The sequence below is a fragment of the Actinoallomurus liliacearum genome (assembly GCF_039542035.1).
GTDB classification, from domain to species: Bacteria; Actinomycetota; Actinomycetes; order Streptosporangiales; family Streptosporangiaceae; genus Actinoallomurus; species Actinoallomurus liliacearum.
In genome coordinates, this window is sequence record NZ_BAABHJ010000002.1 from 522,623 (window position 1) to 539,780 (window position 17,158).

Annotated in this window: 15 protein-coding genes; 13 read left to right on the top strand and 2 right to left on the bottom strand. The window is 72.9% G+C overall.

What is annotated here, in order from left to right:
- Window positions 1-72: 72 nt before the first annotated feature.
- Both ABD978_RS05030 and ABD978_RS05035 read left to right on the top strand, forming a co-directional pair.
- Entirely contained in the window at window positions 73-507 is a 435-nt protein-coding gene (locus tag ABD978_RS05030; RefSeq protein ID WP_345349020.1) for a DUF6234 family protein, read from the top strand.
- Window positions 508-589: 82 nt separating this feature from the next.
- A complete protein-coding gene (locus tag ABD978_RS05035) occupies window positions 590-1,837 on the top strand; it encodes a dipeptidase (protein ID WP_345349023.1) in 1,248 nt (415 codons plus the stop codon).
- Window positions 1,838-1,897: 60 nt separating this feature from the next.
- On the opposite strand, the gene ABD978_RS05040 is transcribed toward ABD978_RS05035, so the two are convergent.
- Window positions 1,898-2,776 carry a PaaX family transcriptional regulator gene (locus tag ABD978_RS05040; RefSeq protein ID WP_345349026.1) on the bottom strand — a complete coding sequence of 293 codons (879 nt, stop codon included), beginning with the start codon at window positions 2,774-2,776 and terminating at the stop codon, window positions 1,898-1,900.
- A 134-nt stretch (window positions 2,777-2,910) separates the two neighbouring features.
- Here ABD978_RS05040 and ABD978_RS05045 point away from each other — a divergent pair, with 134 nt between their 5' ends.
- The 4 genes from ABD978_RS05045 (at window position 2,911) to ABD978_RS05060 (ending at window position 6,785) form a co-directional block, all read left to right on the top strand.
- Window positions 2,911-3,813 carry an SDR family oxidoreductase gene (locus ABD978_RS05045; protein WP_345349029.1) on the top strand — a complete coding sequence of 301 codons (903 nt, stop codon included), beginning with the start codon at window positions 2,911-2,913 and terminating at the stop codon, window positions 3,811-3,813.
- Between the two features lie 17 nt (window positions 3,814-3,830).
- On the top strand, window positions 3,831-4,703 hold the full coding sequence (locus tag ABD978_RS05050) for an amidohydrolase family protein (RefSeq protein WP_345349032.1): 873 nt from the start codon (window positions 3,831-3,833) through the stop codon (window positions 4,701-4,703).
- Between the two features lie 61 nt (window positions 4,704-4,764).
- Window positions 4,765-6,330 (top strand): acyl-CoA synthetase, encoded by a 1,566-nt coding sequence (locus ABD978_RS05055; RefSeq protein ID WP_345349035.1) that lies wholly within the window; start codon window positions 4,765-4,767, stop codon window positions 6,328-6,330.
- Complete coding sequence (locus ABD978_RS05060) at window positions 6,327-6,785, top strand: MaoC family dehydratase (protein WP_345349038.1); 459 nt, start codon at window positions 6,327-6,329, stop codon at window positions 6,783-6,785. The genes ABD978_RS05055 and ABD978_RS05060 overlap by 4 nt, the downstream gene beginning before the upstream one ends.
- Before the next feature lie 15 nt (window positions 6,786-6,800).
- Here the strand turns inward: ABD978_RS05060 and ABD978_RS05065 are convergent, their stop codons facing one another.
- Window positions 6,801-8,072 (bottom strand): MFS transporter, encoded by a 1,272-nt coding sequence (locus ABD978_RS05065; RefSeq protein ID WP_345349041.1) that lies wholly within the window; start codon window positions 8,070-8,072, stop codon window positions 6,801-6,803.
- A gap of 79 nt (window positions 8,073-8,151) precedes the next feature.
- On the opposite strand from ABD978_RS05065, the gene ABD978_RS05070 reads away from it, so the two are divergent.
- The 7 genes from ABD978_RS05070 (at window position 8,152) to ABD978_RS05100 (ending at window position 17,137) form a co-directional block, all read left to right on the top strand.
- Window positions 8,152-8,694 (top strand): CGNR zinc finger domain-containing protein, encoded by a 543-nt coding sequence (locus ABD978_RS05070; protein ID WP_345349044.1) that lies wholly within the window; start codon window positions 8,152-8,154, stop codon window positions 8,692-8,694.
- A gap of 121 nt (window positions 8,695-8,815) precedes the next feature.
- Window positions 8,816-10,213: a hypothetical protein gene (locus ABD978_RS05075; RefSeq protein WP_345349047.1), complete on the top strand. Its 1,398-nt coding sequence runs from the start codon at window positions 8,816-8,818 to the stop codon at window positions 10,211-10,213.
- Window positions 10,214-10,254: 41 nt separating this feature from the next.
- Window positions 10,255-11,838, top strand: coding sequence for an MFS transporter (locus ABD978_RS05080; RefSeq protein ID WP_345349049.1), 1,584 nt, complete (start codon window positions 10,255-10,257; stop codon window positions 11,836-11,838).
- A 312-nt stretch (window positions 11,839-12,150) separates the two neighbouring features.
- Window positions 12,151-12,993, top strand: a complete 843-nt coding sequence (locus tag ABD978_RS05085; RefSeq protein ID WP_345349051.1) for a nitrilase-related carbon-nitrogen hydrolase — start codon at window positions 12,151-12,153, stop codon at window positions 12,991-12,993.
- Window positions 12,994-13,007: 14 nt separating this feature from the next.
- On the top strand, window positions 13,008-14,414 hold the full coding sequence (gene hydA / locus ABD978_RS05090; RefSeq protein WP_345349053.1) for a dihydropyrimidinase: 1,407 nt from the start codon (window positions 13,008-13,010) through the stop codon (window positions 14,412-14,414).
- 14 nt (window positions 14,415-14,428) lie between these two features.
- Window positions 14,429-15,448, top strand: coding sequence for a TIGR03842 family LLM class F420-dependent oxidoreductase (locus tag ABD978_RS05095; protein WP_345349055.1), 1,020 nt, complete (start codon window positions 14,429-14,431; stop codon window positions 15,446-15,448).
- Window positions 15,449-15,580: 132 nt separating this feature from the next.
- The gene (locus tag ABD978_RS05100; protein ID WP_345349058.1) at window positions 15,581-17,137 is read left to right on the top strand and encodes an NCS1 family nucleobase:cation symporter-1; all 1,557 of its coding nucleotides are present in this window, start codon (window positions 15,581-15,583) and stop codon (window positions 17,135-17,137) included.
- Window positions 17,138-17,158: the final 21 nt, after the last annotated feature.

A 17,158-nucleotide genomic window follows, 5' to 3' on the forward strand; every position in this document is an offset into this window, starting at 1 on the left:
GGAGGAACATGGGCCCGGAGTCTGAGTACTTGTACTCTGCCCGGCGGGCGGCGGCGCCGGGATGCTGCTCACATGATCGACACGAGGCTCCGACCGCGCACGACGGCGCGGACCGTCACCGGGGTGGCACTGGTCCTTCTCACCCTCGGCTGGATCTGCGGCACGGTCGCGTTCTTCTTCGCGGCGCTCGATCCGATGATCTGTTTCGAGGGCTGTCAGGTCGGCGCCCGGGAGAAGCTTCATTCCGACCGACTCCTGATCGCGTCGGTCGGCTGCGCGCTGGTGCTGCCCTTCGCGGCCGTCTTCCTCAGCGTGGTGACCCGGCGGCGGGTCGCGACCGTCGTGTTCATCGTCGTGGGAGTGCTGCCGGGGATCGCCTACGGCATGACGGTGGGCGTGGGCGCCGCGCGTGACATCCACCGGATCCAGCCGCCCCGCCCCGCGCCCGTTAAGTCGGGCTACTGCCCCTGCTACAGCGGTGGCGCCTGTGACTGCCCAGGCGGCTGACCGCCGTCGGCGCGGCCGCGACCCGGGCGGGCGGGCCCTGGGCATGCTCGGTCTAGGCTGGGAGAGGCAGGAGAACGATCACGTGAGCACAGTGGGGACGCAGGCAGCGATGGGATATGTCGCCGATCCGGCCATGGTGGAGCGCGCCCGCGCGCTGCTGGCCGAGCACCCGGTGGTGGACGGGCACAACGACCTTCCGTGGGCCCTGCGCGAGCAGGTCGGCTACGACCTGGACCGTCGTGACGTCGCGGCGGACCAGTCCGGCCTCCTGCACACCGACCTGCCCCGGCTGCGCGCCGGCGGGGTCGGCGCGCAGTTCTGGTCGGTGTACGTCCCGTCGGCCCTGGCGGGCGACGCGGCGGTCAGCGCCACGCTGGAGCAGATCGACTGCGTACGGGCGCTGGTCGAACGCTACCCCGGCGACCTGCGGCTCGCCCGTACCGCCGACGAGGTGGACGCGGCCCGCGCCGAGGGGCGCATCGCCTCGCTGCTGGGCGCGGAGGGCGGGCACTCGATCGCGTGCTCGCTGGCGACCCTGCGCGGCCTCTACGAGCTCGGGGTCCGCTACATGACGCTCACGCACAACGACAACGTGCCGTGGGCCGACTCCGCGACCGACGAGCCGGTCGCGCACGGCCTGACCGCCTTCGGCGAGGAGGTCGTGCGGGAGATGAACCGGCTCGGCATGCTGGTCGACCTGTCCCACGTGTCGGCCGACACGATGCGGGACGCGCTGCGGGTGAGCCGGGCCCCGGTGATCTTCTCGCACTCCTCGTCGCGGGCGGTCTGCGATCACCCGCGCAACATCCCCGACGACGTGCTCGAACGGCTGCCCGCCAACGGCGGGGTCGCCATGGCCACGTTCGTGCCGAAGTTCGTGCTGCCCGAGGCGATCGCCTGGACGCGGGCGGCCGACGAGTACGTGCGCGCCCAGGGTCTCGACCCGCTGGCCGCGACGCCGGAGGCCGAGGAGGCGCGGCGGGCGTACGAGGCGGCCCACCCGCGGCCCGTCGCGACGGTCGCCACCGTGGCCGACCACCTGGACCACATGCGCGAGGTGGCGGGGATCGACCACCTCGGCCTCGGCGGGGACTACGACGGCACCCCGTTCCTGCCCGCCGGGCTGGAGGACGTCTCCGGCTACCCGAACCTCATCGCCGAACTGCTCGGCCGCGGCTGGAGCGAGCCCGACCTCGCCAAGCTGACCTGGCAGAACGCCCTGCGCGTGCTGCGGGACGCCGAGGCCGTGGCCCGTGACCTGCGCGCCACCGAGCGGCCGTCGATCATGCGGATCGAGGACTCCGCGGCGGCCCCGGACCCCGTGCGCTGAGGCCCCGCCCCTGAGACCCGGCCCGCTGAGACCCGGCCCGCTGAGGTACCGTCCGGCCGCTCAGTCCTCGGACGGCGTGATGCCGTCGAGGATCTCGGCGGCGCGGGCGCGGGCCGGCTCGTCGTAACGGTGGGCGAGGGAGTGGAAGACCTGCTCGGCGCGGACCGCGGGCCAGTCGTCGGGCAGGTGCTCGGCGGGCAGGTGGGGATCGCGGCGTACGAGGTCGAGCCAGTCGGTGTGCAGCAGCAACTGCCGGGCGAGGTCGTCGAGCTCGGCGGCGGGCTCCGGCCGGTCCCAGCGGGTCAGGAACTCCTGGTAGCGGCGGGCGATGCCGGGCACGTCGAAGGCCGCCTCGATCAGCCGGGCGGCGTCGGTGGGCGCCACGGAGGCGCCCTGGAACGCCTTGAGGTGCGCGTCGAGTCCGAGCCCGTCGACCAGCGCGGCCACGTCGACGCGGCCGGGCGCCGCCCACATGCCGCTCTGCAGCGGCCCGAATCCGCCCCACAGCAGACGGGAGCGCAGGTCGTGCCGCTCCCGCCGCCATGAGTCGGGCAGCGAGAAGCCCACGACGGTCCACGTGCCGTCCCAGGCGCGGTTCACCGCGCCGGTCTGCCAGATGCGCCGGTGCCCGTCCCGCAGCACCTCGACGGCGCGGGGCGTGAGGCCGAAGTACATCTTGCGGCCACGCCGGTGGCGCTCGAGCAGGTCGCGGCGGACCATCCGGGTGAGCGTCGAGCGTACGGCGTCCTCCCCCACCCCGACGCGCGCCAGGACGTCGATGACGCTGGCGGATGAGAGCGCGACCGGGCGGTCCAGAACGTGGATGCCGAAGAAGCTCAGCATCAGCGACTGGGGGCGGGGTGCGCTCTCCGCGGCGTCGCCCCCGTCGAGGCCGGTGACCGAGGACGCCTCGGGTTCGACCTGATCGATTCGGGTCACCAGGACAGCGTAGGTGCTCGGCACCCCGGACGGGCGGCCCCACGAGCAAAAGTTGGGCAGGATATTGACCGACGTCGGAGAACTGCCTAATTTGGGCGATGCCAGAGACATCCCCCTGGCCGGAAAGGAACCCCATGGATCTCACCGGCAAGGTCGCCGTCGTCACCGGCGCCGGTCGTGGCCTCGGTCTCGCCTACGCCTCCGCGCTCGCCGCCGCCGGCGCGGCCGTGGTGGTGAACGACGTGGACGGCGACGCCGCACGGACGGCGGTCAAGGAGATCACCGAGGCCGGCGGCCGGGCGGTCGCCGAGGTGCGCCCGGTCGGCACCACGGAGACCGCCGAGGCGCTGGTCGCCCGTGCCGTGGACGAGTTCGGCCGGCTGGACGCGATGGTCACCAACGCCGGTGTGCTGCGCGACCGGGTGCTGTGGAAGATGTCGGACGAGGACTTCGACACCGTGATCCAGGTGCACCTGCGCGGGACGTTCACCTGCGTCCGCGCGGCGGCGATCCGCATGCGGGAGCAGGGCGAGGGCGGCCGCGTCATCGTGGCGGGCTCCCCAGCCGGTCAGCGCGGCAACTTCGGCCAGACCAACTACGCCGCCGCGAAGGCCGGCATCGCCGCGATGGTGCGCACCTGGGCGATGGAGCTGGCCAGGGCCGGGATCACCGCGAACGCGGTCATCCCCAACGCGGCCACCGCGATGACCCGGACCATCCCGGCGTTCGCCCCGTACGTCGAGGCCTACGAGAACGACGGCACTCCCCTGCCGGACGCGCTGCGCAAGGGATACGCCTTCGGTACGCCCGAGGACTGCGCCGGGCTCGTCGTCTACCTCGCCTCCGACGCGGCCAAGGACGTCACCGGCCAGTGCGTCGGGATCGGCGGCGACGGCCTCTCGCTGTGGTCCCACCCGCGGGAGATCAGCACGGCGTACGCCGACGGCGGGTGGAGCGGCGACGCCATCGCGGCCGCCTGGTCCGTGTCGGTCGGGCGACACCCCGAGACGTACGGCATCCCGGCGCCGAAGCTGTGACCGGGCGGGAGACCACCATGATCGACCTGGACGCCGTCACGGCGATCGACATGCACACCCACGCGGAGGTGTCCGAGCGCGGCGACCACTCGCTGTCCGCCGAGCTGGACGCCGCCGCCGGCGCGTACTTCAAGACCGAACACCGCCACCCGACGCTGACCGAGATCGCCGCGTACTACCGCGAGCGGCGGATGGCCGCCGTGGTGTTCACCGTGGACGCCGAGGCGGCCACCGGCCACCCGCCGGTCCCGAACGAGGAGGTCGCCGAGGCGGCCCGCTCCAACCCGGACGTCATCATCCCGTTCGCCAGCGTCGACCCGGCCCGCGGGAAGGCCGGCGCACGGCAGGTGCGGCGCCTGGTCGAGGAGCACGGTGTCCGGGGGTTCAAGTTCCACCCCAACGTGCAGGCGTTCCACCCGAACGACCGGCGGGCGTACGTCCTCTACGAGGTGATGGAGGAGCTGGGCGTGCCCGCGGTCTTCCACACCGGGCAGACGGGCATCGGCGCGGGCGCGCCCGGCGGGGGCGGCGTCCGGCTGAAGTACTCCAACCCGATGGACGTGGACGACGTCGCCGCCGACTTCCCCGAACTCACGATCATCCTCGCGCACCCGTCCTTCCCCTGGCAGGACGAGGCGCTCGCGGTCGCCACCCACAAGCCGAAGGTGTACATCGACCTGTCCGGCTGGTCGCCGAAGTACTTCCCGCCGCAGCTCGTGCAGTACGCCAACACGTTGCTGAAGGACAAGGTCCTCTTCGGCTCGGACTACCCGATGATCAGTCCCGATCGCTGGCTGGCGGACTTCGCCAAGCTGCCCATCAAGGACGAGGTCCGTCCCGGGATCCTCAAGGAGAACGCCGCGCGGCTGCTCGGTCTGACCCGCGACTGACCCGGTTCCGGCGGCGATCTCCAGATCCACCGCGCACCCGCTGGGCGAGAGGAGCCCTCCAATGCGCAATCAAGGCATCGGCTCGTGGACCGCGCGCCGCGCCCGTAAGACCCCGAAGCGTACGGCCCTGGTCTTCGGCGACCGCCGCCTGAGCTACGCCGCGCTGCACGACCGTGCCACGCGCCTGGCGCACGTCCTGCGCGACCGCGGCGTACGGCGCGGGGACCGGGTCGCCTACCTGGGCCCGAACCATCCGGCCTACCTGGAGACACTGTTCGCCACGGGACTCCTCGGCGCCGTGTTCGTGCCGCTGAACAGCCGTCTCGCCGACCCGGAGCTCGTCTACCAGCTCCACGACTCCGGCAGCTCGGTCCTCGTGCACGCGGACCGGAGCCCGGCGACCCTCCAGGCCGTCCACGACGGGGCCGCGCCCCGGGCGGGCATCGCGGTCGGCGACCCGGCGCACCCGGCCGACCTGCCGTACGACGCGCTGATCGAGGCGTCCTCCGCCGAGCCGATCGACGAGGACGTCGGGCTCGGCGACACCTGCCTGATCATGTACACCTCGGGGACGACCGGCCGGCCCAAGGGCACCGTGCTCACCCACGGCAACATCACCTGGAACAGCGTCAACGTCCTGGTCGACGTCGACCTGTCCGGCGACGAGGTCACGCTGGTCAGCGCGCCGCTCTTCCACACCGCGGCCCTCAACATGACCTGCCTGCCGACCCTGCTCAAGGGCGGCACGGTGGTCCTGGAGCGGTCCTTCGACGCCACGCGGACCCTCGAACTGATCGCGCGGCACCGCGTCACCTCCCTGTTCGGGGTGCCCGCGATGTACGACCGGATCGCCGCCGACCCCGGCTTCGCCGACGCGGACCTGTCCAGCGTGCGGTCGCTGCTGTGCGGGGGCGCGCCGGTGCCGGCCCGGACCATCCGGACCTACCTCGACCGCGGGCTCGCCTTCGTCCAGGGCTACGGGATGACCGAGGCGTCCCCCGGCGTGCTGCTGCTGGACCGGGCCGACTCCCTCGGCAAGGCCGGCTCCGCCGGCGTTCCGCACTTCTTCACCGACGTACGGCTCGTGGACCCGCTCGGCGACGACGTCCCGCCCGGCCGACGCGGCGAGGTGCTGGTCAAGGGCCCGAACGTCACCGCCGGGTACTGGGGCCTGCCCCAGGCCACCGCCGAGTCGATCAGCGACGGGTGGTTCCACACCGGCGACGTCGCGGCGGCCGACGAGGACGGGCACATCAGGATCGCCGACCGGCTCAAGGACGTGATCATTTCCGGTGGGGAGAACATCTATCCCGCCGAGGTGGAGGACGCCCTGCTCGAGCACCCCGCGGTGCGCGACTGCGCGGTCATCGGCGTCCCGGACCCCCGCTGGGGCGAGGTCGGCCGCGCCGTCGTGGTCTCTGAACCGGGCACCGCCACCGGCGAGAAGGACCTGCTGACGTACCTGGAGGGCCGACTGGCCCGGTACAAGATTCCCAAGTCGGTCGTCTTCACCGACGATCTGCCGCGCACTCCCAGCGGCAAACTGCTCAAGCCCGCCATCCGCGCCGCCCACGGCGACGAGCAGGCGGCCGTGACGCTCCACCCCACAACGAAGGAGATCCCGTGACCGTCACCGTCAACGGCCTGGACGAGATCAAGGCCCAGGCCGGCGCCGACCTCGGGCACAGCCGGTGGATGGAGATCACCCAGGACCGGGTGAACACCTTCGCCGACGCGACCGACGACCACCAGTGGATCCACGTCGACGAGGAGCGGGCCAAGGACGGCCCGTTCGGCGGGACGATCGCGCACGGCTACCTCACGTTGTCCCTGCTCATCCCCCTGTGGAGCGAGCTGCTCGAGGTCACCGGCGTGCGGATGGCCGTCAACCTCGGCCTCAACCGGGTACGTCTCCCCTCCCCCGTCCGCGTCGGCGCGAAGATCCGGGCGCACGGCGCGATCGCCTCGGTCACCGAGGTGAAGGGCGACGGCGTCGAGCTGGTCGTGGACCTCACGGTCGAGATCGACGGCGTCGACCGCCCCGCCTGCGTCGCCCAGGCGGTCTACCGCTTCTACGCCTGACCGGGTTCCGGCGGGCTAACCGGCCACGCGCCGCGGTGGGGCCGGCGCGTCGGCCGGGCGAGGTGCCGCGGCCGCGCGGTCCCGCCGGCGGCACGCCAGGCGGTCCGCGCCGGCGGAGAGGACCGCGACGGCCCCGACTCCGGCGCAGAGCAGGAGCAGCGTACGGCCGCCGAGGCCCGCCATCGCGCCGGCCGCGGCGGACCCGACCGAGGACACCGCGATCTTCAGCCCGGCGCTGGTGACGAACACCTGCGCGCGGGCGGCGACCGGCGCGTACGCCGTGCGCGCGGTCAGCGTCGCGGTGAAGGACAGGGCGTTGGCGACGCCGATCAGCGCGAATCCGGCGAGGGCGAGCGGGAGGCCCGGGGTCACGGCGGCCAGGGCGAGCGTGACGGCCAGTCCGGCGAACAGCCGGAGCGCGAGCCGTTCGGGCTCCCCGCGCAGCGGGAAGACCGTCACGAGCAGGGAGCCGCCGAGGTTGCCCAGCCCGCAGGCGACGGTCAGGGTGGCGCCCGCGCCGGGCCGGGCCGTCAGGTGCGGGCCGAGCACGACCGCGATGACCGGCATCGCGCCCAGGCACAGCGCGTTGAGCAGCGTCATCGTCGTCACCCGCCGCAGCGGCGCGGACCTGACCAGCACCCCCATGCCCGCCAGGGCGCCCGGCGCGCGCTCCGCGGACGGACCGGTGAGATGTTCCCGGGGGAGGGCCAACGTCAGGCCGGCGGCGACGGCGGCCGCGCCGCTCAGCCCGAGCATCGCGGTGAGCGGCCCGAACAGCCCCGCCAGGCCGGCGACCGCGGCCGGGCCGGCGGTGCCGCCGATGCCGTACGTGAGCGCGTCCCAGCCCTGGGCGCGGCGCCGGGCCGGGCCGTCCGCCCCGGACGTCCCGGGCAGCCGGCTGCTCATCCCGCCCGTGAGCAGGGGACCGCAGCAGCCGGCCACGGCCACCGCCACGACCGCCGCCCAGACGGGGGCCCGGCCGAGCAGCAGCGACCCGGCCGCCAGCGCCACCGCGTAGAGCAGGAACGCCGTCGCGAGCACCCGCCGCGCGTCACGGGCCCGGTCCAGGCGGCGGGCCGTCCAGGGCCCGAACAGGTGCGGCGCGCTCAGCGCGCCCGCCAGGAGGCCGCCGGTCGCGGCGGCCCCGGGCACGTCGAGTCCCGGACTCATGGCCAGCAGGACGAGTCCCACCGCCGCCCCGCCGTCGGCGCCCCGCGCGAGGACCGCCGCCGGAACGTACCGGACCAGTCCCCTGGCGATCTCCCCGTCGGGGTGTCCGGCATGCACGGCCTCAGCTCCTCACGTCACCACACAGTGCGGTGACGCCACGGTGGCACGAATCCGCGTCACCGGTCAATATGGTGACGTGTTCACCTTTCTCAGCGGTCGGCCCTGCCTCGACCTCACGACGACGCTCCAGGTCCGCCATCGCGAACCCGTCGAGACCCTGCGCACCCCGCACGATGCCCGGGACTGGATCGAGCAGGCGGGGCTGGCCGAGCGGGTCGCCGTCGACGACGCGGGCCTCGTACGGCTCCGCGAGCTCCGCGAGGTGATCCACCGGCTCGCCCGCGCCGCGCTCACCGCCGCCCCGTCCGACCCCGCCGACGTACGACGGCTCAACGAGGTCGCCGCCCACCCGCCGACGGTCCCCTGCCTGGCCGACGGCACCGTTCGACACCGAGGGGACCTCGACCAGGCGCTCTCCACGCTGGCTCGGGACGCCATCGACCTGCTGGCCGGTCCGCAGGCCTGCCGCGTCCGCGAGTGCGCGCACCCGGACTGCAGCAGGCTCTTCCTGGACGTCTCCCATGCGGGGCGACGCCGCTGGTGCGGGATGGCGGCCTGCGGCAACAAGTCCAAGTCCGCCGCCTATCGCCGACGGGTCCGAGGCGGCACGGACCGGTGAGCGCCGCGTCCGCTCGGCGAACATTCGGCAGACTCTTGACGATGGTAAAAATACAGCCCTACATTCGAGCCGTTGTCTCATGTGCCTCAGGCCACAAGTCCCCCGAGAACGGAGCGCTTCCGTGCCTCGACGCCTTCTCCGCCTCCCCGTAGCCCTCGGCGCCGCCGTAGCCCTCGGCGCCGCCGTAGCCCTCGGCGCGACCGCCCTCACCGGAGCCGCCACCGCCGCGGCGTCTGCCGCCCCCTCCCACACCACCGGCACCTACACCACCGGCACCCTCGCCGACGGTGCCACCTGGATCGCGGACGTGCCGGCCCGCTGGAACGGGACGCTCCTGCTGTTCAGCCACGGCTACGGACCGACCGTGGCGCAGGACGCCCCGTCCGGCGAGGCGCGCTCCGCGCTCCTCGCCGAGGGCTACGCCCTCGCCGGCTCCTCCTACGACCCGCACGGCTCCTGGTGGGCGCTGAACAGCGCCGAGCGCGACCAGTTCGCCACCCTGGACGCCTTCACCCGCGCGGTCGCCCGGCCGTTCCGGACCCTGTCCGTCGGCGAGTCCATGGGCGGGCTGGTGAACGCCCGCATCTCCCGCGACGGGGCCGGCCGCGTGGCCGGCGCCCTCGGGCTGTGCGGCCTGGTGGCCGGCGGAGTCGACCTGGACGACTACCAGTTGGACGCCGAGTACGCCATCGCCTCCCTCCTGCTGCCCGGCCAGGAGGTGAAACTCACCGGCTTCACCGACGCCCAGGAGGCCGCCGCGACGGCACAGCGGCTGACCGGCGCGGTCACCGCCGCCCAGGCGACACCTCAGGGACGGGCCAGGATCGCGCTCGCCGCCGCGTACCTCAACCAGAGCGACTGGGCCCCCGGCCAGAACCCGCCCTCCGCCGGCGACGCCGCGGGGCAGGAGGCCCAGCAGTACGCCTGGCTGAGCCAGGGACTGCTCGCGTTCATCGAGAACGGCCGCTGGTCCATCGAACAGTCGGCGGGCGGCAACACGTCGGGGAACGCCGGCATCGACTACACGGCGCTGCTGCGCGCCTCCGAACACGCCGCCGAGGTCCGCACCCTGTACCGTCGGGCCGGTCTGGACCTGCGCGCCGACCTGACCGCGCTGACCCGGGGCGCGCGCCTGACGGCCGACCCGAAGGCCCGCCGCTCGCTGCGGGAGACCTCCACGGCGGGGCAGCGCCTGGCCGTGCCGCTGCTCGACCTGCACACCACGTCGGACCAGCTCGTCCCCGTCGAGCAGGAGTCCGCGTTCGCCGTGCGGGTCCGGGCGGCCGGGGACGGGGCCCTGCTCCGGCAGGCGTACGTCGCCCGGCAGGGCCACTGCGCGTTCACCACGGCCGAGATCGTGGCGGGCGTGCACGCGATCGATCACCGCGTCGCGACCGGTCGCTGGGACCGGGTCGCGGAGCCGGCGTCCCTGCAGCGTGCCGCGGAGTCGCTGAACCTCGGCGGCGCCGCCTTCGTCACCTACCGGCCCGGCCGCCTCGTCGGCGCCCGCGACTCCTGACCCGTCGCCGTCCCCTCTCTTCCGCACTCCAGGGAACCCCCATGTCGCTTCGCGAACCCACGGACCCGGGGCCGGCCAGGCTCCCGCTCGGCACGCTCGTCGCGGGCTGCCTCGCCGTCTGCCTCGCCCAGATCGCCCTCGCCATTCCCGCCACCCTCAACGGCCTGTTCCAGGAGGACCTGCACCCGATCGGATCGCAGCTCACCTGGATCTCCGACGCGTTCCTGCTGCCCGTCACCGTCCTGGAGCTGACCTTCGGCGTGCTCGGCGACCTCTTCGGCCGCAAGCGGCTGCTGGTCGGCGGCTCGGCCCTGATCGTCGTCGGTGAGGTCGTCGCGGCCGCGAGCCACGGCGTCCACCTGCTGTGGGCCGGACAGGCGATCGCCGGCCTGGGCGCGGCCGCGCTCTTCCCGACCTCGCTGGCCATGGTGGCCGCCGGGACCCGCACGCACCAGGCCCGGTCCCGGGCCATCGCGATCTGGGCGGCGTCGCTGTCCACCGGCGGCTTCATCGCCCCCGTGCTCGGCGGCATCACCGGAAATTACGGGTCCTGGCGGTGGGCCTTCGTCGTCGTGACGCTGATCGCCGCCGCCAGCACCCTCGTCAGCCTGCTGCTGGCCGCGAACTCCAGCGCGCCCGAGGGCCGCTCACTGGACCTGGGCGGCCAGGTCACGATCGGCGTCGGCCTGTTCGCGCTGCTCTACGGCGTCATCCAGGGGCCGGCCGACGGCTGGGGCTCCGGACCGGTGATCACGGCGTTCGTCATCGCGGCGGTCTTCGTGGTGCTGTTCATCGTCGCCGAGCGCCGGGCCCGCTCGCCCCTGCTGCGGCTCGGCCTGTTCACCAACCGGGCCTTCGCCATCGCGTCGTTCGTGGCCGTGGTCGGCATGTTCAGCTTCCTCGGCACGGCGTACGCGGCGAGCATCCGGCTCGGCCCGATCCAGCACCAGAGCCCGATGCGCTCCTCCGTGGCGTTCCTGCTGCTCAACGGCCTGGCGCTGGTGATGCTGCCGATCACGTCCCGGCTGCTGGACCGGCTGGCCGGCCGCTGGATCCTCACCATCGGCCTGGCGCTCATGGCGGCCGGCGACTTCACCGCCGCGACCCTGCCCGTCTCCGACCGGGCGCTGACCTCGCTCATCCTGCCGCTCGGCCTGGTGGGCGTCGGATTCGCGCTGACCGTCTCCTCCATCACCGCGACCGCCGTGAACACGGTGCCGATCCACTACGCCGGGATGGCCAGCGCCGCGACGAGCCTGCTGCGCGACTTCGGGTTCACGCTGGGCCCGGCGGTGATCGGCGCGGTCGCGCTGAGCCGCGCCGCGTCACAGTTCACCTCCGACCTGGCCGGCTCGACGCTGAGTCCGCAGATCAAGGCCGCGGCGGGACACGTCGCCGCCGAGGGCGGGCCGCTCGCGGTGAACTCCGTGCCGCCCTCGTCGCCGCCCTGCGGCGCGGCGCCGCTCGCGCTGGACGCCCTGGGGCACGGGTACGCGATCGGGTTCGTCGTCTGCGGGGCGGCGGCGCTGCTGTCCTGCCTGCTCGCCCTGGTCGCCCTGCGCGGCGGGGTCCGGGAGGAGGTCGCCGAACAGCCGCCGGCCCAGGAGGCCGCCGCCACCGCCTGACCGCCGCCACCGCCTGACCGCCGGAACGCGTCCGGCGCCGACCGGACCTCGGGGCCGTCGCCCACCCGTTCAGGGGGGCGACGGCCCCGGTGACATTCGCCGGCGGAAACGCGGAATTCACGCATCGCGTCCCTCGGCATAACAATCCCGTGAACGGGCATCGGCGCAGGTGACGAGGTGCAACGGGGCCGCCGGATCCCGTTACACGGTGGCACTGTACGACGCGCCGGGCGGCTCGTAGCGTCAGCCGTCATAAGGGCAGGGAGTCCGCTTCTCCCCTGCGTTGCTCATGCTTTCCGAAGGGAAGATCCGATGAGCCCGATCGTACGCGCGGCCCTGGTCCAGGCGACCTGGACGGGTGACACCGAGACGATGATCGCCAAACACGAGGAGCACGCCCGCGCGGCCGCCGCCCAGGGCGCGAAGGTCATCGGTTTCCAGGAGGTCTTCAACGCTCCGTACTTCTGCCAGGTGCAGGACGCCGAGCACTACCGGTGGGCCGAGCCGGTGCCGGACGGCCCGACCGTGCGGCGGATGCGCGAGCTCGCCCGCGAGCTCGGCATGGTCATGGTGGTCCCCGTCTACGAGGTCGAGCAGTCGGGGTTCTACTACAACACCGCCGCCGTCATCGACGCCGACGGCGCCTTCCTCGGAAAGTACCGCAAGCATCACATCCCGCAGGTCAAGGGCTTCTGGGAGAAGTTCTACTTCCGGCCCGGCAACCTCGGCTGGCCGGTGTTCGACACGGCCGTCGGCCGCGTCGGCGTCTACATCTGCTACGACCGGCACTTCCCGGAGGGCTGGCGCGCGCTCGGCCTGGCCGGCGCCCAGCTCGTCTACAACCCGTCGGCCACGCACCGGGGCCTGTCGTCGTACCTGTGGAAGCTGGAGCAGCCCGCCGCGGCCGTCGCCAACGAGTACTTCGTCGCCGCGATCAACCGGGTCGGCGTGGAGGAGTACGGCGACAACGACTTCTACGGCACCAGCTACTTCGTGGACCCGCGCGGCCAGTTCGTCGGCGACGTGGCCTCCGGCAAGGAGGAGGAGCTGGTCGTCCGCGACCTCGACTTCGGCCTGATCGACGAGGTCCGGCAGCAGTGGGCGTTCTACCGGGACCGCCGCCCGGACGCCTACGGCCCGCTCGTCGAGAACTGAGAGGAGCCGACCGCATGGGGACCACCGTGATCCGCGGCGGGCTGGTCATCACCGCCGCCGACGAGACGAACGCCGACATCCTCATCGAAGGCGGCCGGGTCACCGCGCTCGCCGCGCACGACAGCGACGTCGCGCGCGCCTGGGCCGAGTCCGCCGACCGCGTGCTCGACGCCTCCGGCAGGTACGTCATCCCGGGCGGCGTGGACGCGCACACCCACATGGAGATGCCGTTCGGCGGGACGTTCGCCGTCGACACCTTCGAGACCGGCACCCGCGCCGCCGCGTGGGGCGGCACCACCACGATCGTGGACTTCGCCGTGCAGACCGTCGGGGAGTCGCTGCGCGCCGGCCTGGACGCCTGGCACGCCAAGGCCGACGGGAACTGCGCCGTCGACTACGCCTTCCACATGATCCTCTCCGACGTCAACGAGGACACGTTGAAGGAGATGGACGGCCTGGTCGACGAGGGCGTCACCAGCTTCAAGCTCTTCATGGCCTACCCCGGCGTCTTCTACAGCGACGACGGGAAGATCCTGCGCGCCATGCAGCGCGCCGCCGGGAACGGCGGCCTGGTCATGATGCACGCCGAGAACGGCATCGCCATCGACGTGCTGGTCGAGCAGGCCCTGGCCGCCGGCCGTACCGACCCGCGGTACCACGGCGAGGTCCGCCACGCGCTGCTGGAGGCCGAGGCCACGCACCGCGCGATCCAGCTCGCCCGTGTCGCCGGAGCGCCGCTGTACGTCGTGCACGTGTCGGCGACGGAGGCCGTCGCCGAGCTCGCCCAGGCCCGCGACCTCGGGCTGCCCGTCTTCGGGGAGACCTGCCCGCAGTACCTCTTCCTGTCCACCGACAACCTCGCCGAGCCGGACTTCGAGGGCGCGAAGTACGTCTGCTCCACGCCGCTGCGCCCGAAGGAACACCAGGCGCATCTGTGGCGGGCCCTGCGGACCAACGACCTGCAGGTGGTCTCCACCGACCACTGCCCCTTCTGCTTCAAGGGCCAGAAGGAGATGGGCCTGGGCGACTTCTCCAAGATCCCGAACGGGCTGCCGGGCGTCGAGAACCGCATGGACCTGCTGCACCAGGCGGTCGTGGACGGCCGCATCTCGCGGCGCCGCTGGATCGAGATCGCCTGCGCGACCCCGGCCCGCATGTTCGGCCTGTACCCCCGCAAGGGCACGATCGCGCCCGGCGCGGACGCCGACATCGTGATCTACGACCCGGACGCCACCCAGGTCATGTCCGCCGAGACCCACCACATGAACGTCGACTACTCGGCGTACGAGGGGCGGACCGTAACGGGCCGGGTCCAGACCGTCCTGTCCCGCGGCGAGGTCGTCATCGACGACCGGACCTACACCGGCCGGGCCGGTCACGGCCGCTTCGTCGCCCGCGAGACCTGCCGCTACCTCGGCTGAGAAAGGCGCGCCTCATGGACTTCGGACTCGTCCTGCAGACCGACCCGCCCGCCTCGGCCGTCGTCGAGCTGATGCGCCGCGCCGAGGGACGCGGCTTCACGTACGGCTGGACGTTCGACTCCGCGGTGCTCTGGCAGGAGCCGTTCGTGATCTACAGCCAGATCCTCGCGCGGACCGAGCGCCTGATCGTCGGCCCCATGGTCACGAACCCCGGTACCCGCACCTGGGAGGTCACCGCCTCGACGTTCGCCACGCTCAACTCGATGTTCGGCGACCGCACGATCTGCGGCATCGGCCGGGGCGACTCCGCGATGCGCGTGGCGGGCCGCCGGCCGAACACCCTCGCCGTGCTGGAAGAGGCCATGCACGTCATCCGCGAGCTCGCGGAGGGACGTACGGCGGAGGTCGACGGCACGCCCATCCACATCCCCTGGATCGGGGAGGGCGCCCGGCTGCCGGTCTGGATGGCGGCGTACGGGCCGAAGGCCCTCGCCCTCGCCGGCGCGAAGGCCGACGGCTTCATCCTGCAGCTCGCCGACGTATACCTGACCGAGTGGATGGTCAAGGCGGTCCGGGACGCCGCGGTGGCCGCCGGCCGCGACCCCGCCGACGTCGCGATCTGCGTCGCCGCCCCGGCGTACGTCACCGACGACGACTCGCCCGAAGCCCTGGCGCACGCCCGTGACCAGTGCCGATGGTTCGGCGGCATGGTCGGCAACCACGTCGCCGACCTCGTCAGCAGGTACGGCGAGTCGTCCTCCCTGGTGCCCGAGGAGCTGACCGAGTACATCAAGGCCCGCCAGGGCTACGACTACGCCCACCACGGCCGCGCCGGCAACCCGGACACCGCGTTCGTCCCGGACGAGATCGTCGACCGGTTCTGCCTGATCGGACCGGCCGAGGCCCACATCGACAGGCTCCGGCGACTGCGGGCGCTCGGCGTGGACCAGTTCGCCGTCTACGACATGCACGACGCCAAGGAGACGACGATCGACGCCTACGGCGAGACCGTCATCCCCGCGCTGACCGGCTGACCCCGGCGCGGCCGGCGACCGCCCCAGAGCGTGGCCGGTGGATCTTCTTCATGGCGCCGCGCAGCCGGACGGAGATCCACCGGACACGCCTCAGGCCCCCCTCTCGTTCCCGTCCCTCCCGAGGAGCCGCGCATGACCGCCACCTCGCCCTCGCCCGCCGAACCCACCGCCTCCGCCGGCCGCGTCGAGCTCCCCGACGCGGCCGTACCCACCGGCCCGTACGCCAACGAGGACCTGCTGCCCGTCCCGATCGCCAAGCGGAGGTGGACGACCTACAACTTCACCGCCCTGTGGGTCGGCATGGCCCACAACCTGGCCTCCTGGACGCTCGCCTCCAGCCTGGTGGCGCTGGGCATGGACTGGAAGCAGGCGGTCCTCACGATCGCGCTCGCCAACGTCGTCGTCCTCGTGCCGATGCTGCTGAGCGGCCACGCCGGGCCGCGCTACGGCATCCCGTTCCCGGTGTTCGCGCGGGCCTCCTTCGGGGTCCGGGGCGCGAACCTTCCCGCGCTGGTCCGCGCCGCCGTCGCCTGCGCCTGGTTCGGCATCCAGACCTGGATCGGCGGGTCCGGCATCTTCCTGCTGGCCGGCAAGCTGTTCGGCGACTGGTGGACCGGCGCCGCGCACGTGGGCGGCTATCCGTGGACGCAGTGGCTGTCCTTCGCGCTGTTCTGGGTGCTGCAGATCGGCATCATCATGCGCGGCATGGAGACGCTGCGCCGGTTCGAGAACTGGGCGGCGCCGTTCGTCATCGTCGGCGCGATCGCGCTGCTGATCTGGATGAGCGTCAAGGCCGGCGGGTTCGGCCCGATCGTGCACCAGCCGTCGAGGCTGGGGTGGGGCTCCGGCTTCTGGAAGGTCTTCTTCCCGGCGCTCATGGGCATGATCGGTTTCTGGTCCACCCTGTCGCTGAACATCCCCGACTTCACGCGGTACGGCGCGAACCAGCGCGCGCAGTTCTGGGGCCAGACGCTGGGGCTGCCCACCACCATGACGGCGTTCGCGCTGCTGTCGGTGCTGGTGACCTCCGGTTCTCAGGTGGTGTACGGCAAGGCGATCTGGGACCCGATCGAGCTGACCGCCCGGCTCGACAACTGGGCCGCGGTCCTGTACGCCCTGGTCACCGTGCTGATCGCGACCCTCTCGGTGAACATCGCCGCCAACGTGGTCTCGCCGGCCTTCGACCTGTCCAACATCGCGCCGCGGCACGTCACCTTCCGCACCGGCGCGCTCATCACCGCGGTGATCGGCGTGGTGATCTTCCCGTGGAAGCTGCTGGCCAGCCCGCAGGCGTACATCTTCACCTGGCTCGGCACGGTCGGCGGCCTGCTCGGCACCGTCGCCGGGATCCTCATCGCCGACTACTGGGTGCTGCGGCGCACGCGGCTGGACCTGGCCGACCTGTACCGGGCGGAGGGCCGCTACTGGTACGACGGCGGCTGGAACTGGCGTGCCGTCGCGGCCTTCGCGGTCGGCGGCGTCCTGGCCATCGGCGGCTCGTACTCGGCGCCCGGCACCGGCCCGTTCCCGGCCGGCGGACTGATCCCACCGCTCAAGCCGCTCGCCGACTACGGCTGGGCGGTGGGCCTGGCCTCGGCCTTCCTGCTGTACATCCTGCTGACCCGGCTGTTCCCCGCGACCGGACGGGCCGTCACCGCGACCGCACCGGCCGAGGGCGCCCCGGCCTGACCACCGCGCACGGCTCGGGCG

Bases quoted from the DNA above. Each gene is read 5' to 3' on its own strand.
- ABD978_RS05050 (WP_345349032.1), top strand. From the start codon at position 3,831: ATGATCGACCTGGACGCCGTCACGGCGATCGACATGCACACCCACGCG.
- ABD978_RS05080 (WP_345349049.1), top strand. From the start codon at position 10,255: ATGTCGCTTCGCGAACCCACGGACCCGGGGCCGGCCAGGCTCCCGCTC.
- ABD978_RS05085 (WP_345349051.1), top strand. From the start codon at position 12,151: ATGAGCCCGATCGTACGCGCGGCCCTGGTCCAGGCGACCTGGACGGGT.
- ABD978_RS05100 (WP_345349058.1), top strand. From the start codon at position 15,581: ATGACCGCCACCTCGCCCTCGCCCGCCGAACCCACCGCCTCCGCCGGC.
- hydA (WP_345349053.1), top strand. From the start codon at position 13,008: ATGGGGACCACCGTGATCCGCGGCGGGCTGGTCATCACCGCCGCCGAC.
- ABD978_RS05055 (WP_345349035.1), top strand. From the start codon at position 4,765: ATGCGCAATCAAGGCATCGGCTCGTGGACCGCGCGCCGCGCCCGTAAG.
- ABD978_RS05045 (WP_345349029.1), top strand. From the start codon at position 2,911: ATGGATCTCACCGGCAAGGTCGCCGTCGTCACCGGCGCCGGTCGTGGC.
- ABD978_RS05030 (WP_345349020.1), top strand. From the start codon at position 73: ATGATCGACACGAGGCTCCGACCGCGCACGACGGCGCGGACCGTCACC.
- ABD978_RS05095 (WP_345349055.1), top strand. From the start codon at position 14,429: ATGGACTTCGGACTCGTCCTGCAGACCGACCCGCCCGCCTCGGCCGTC.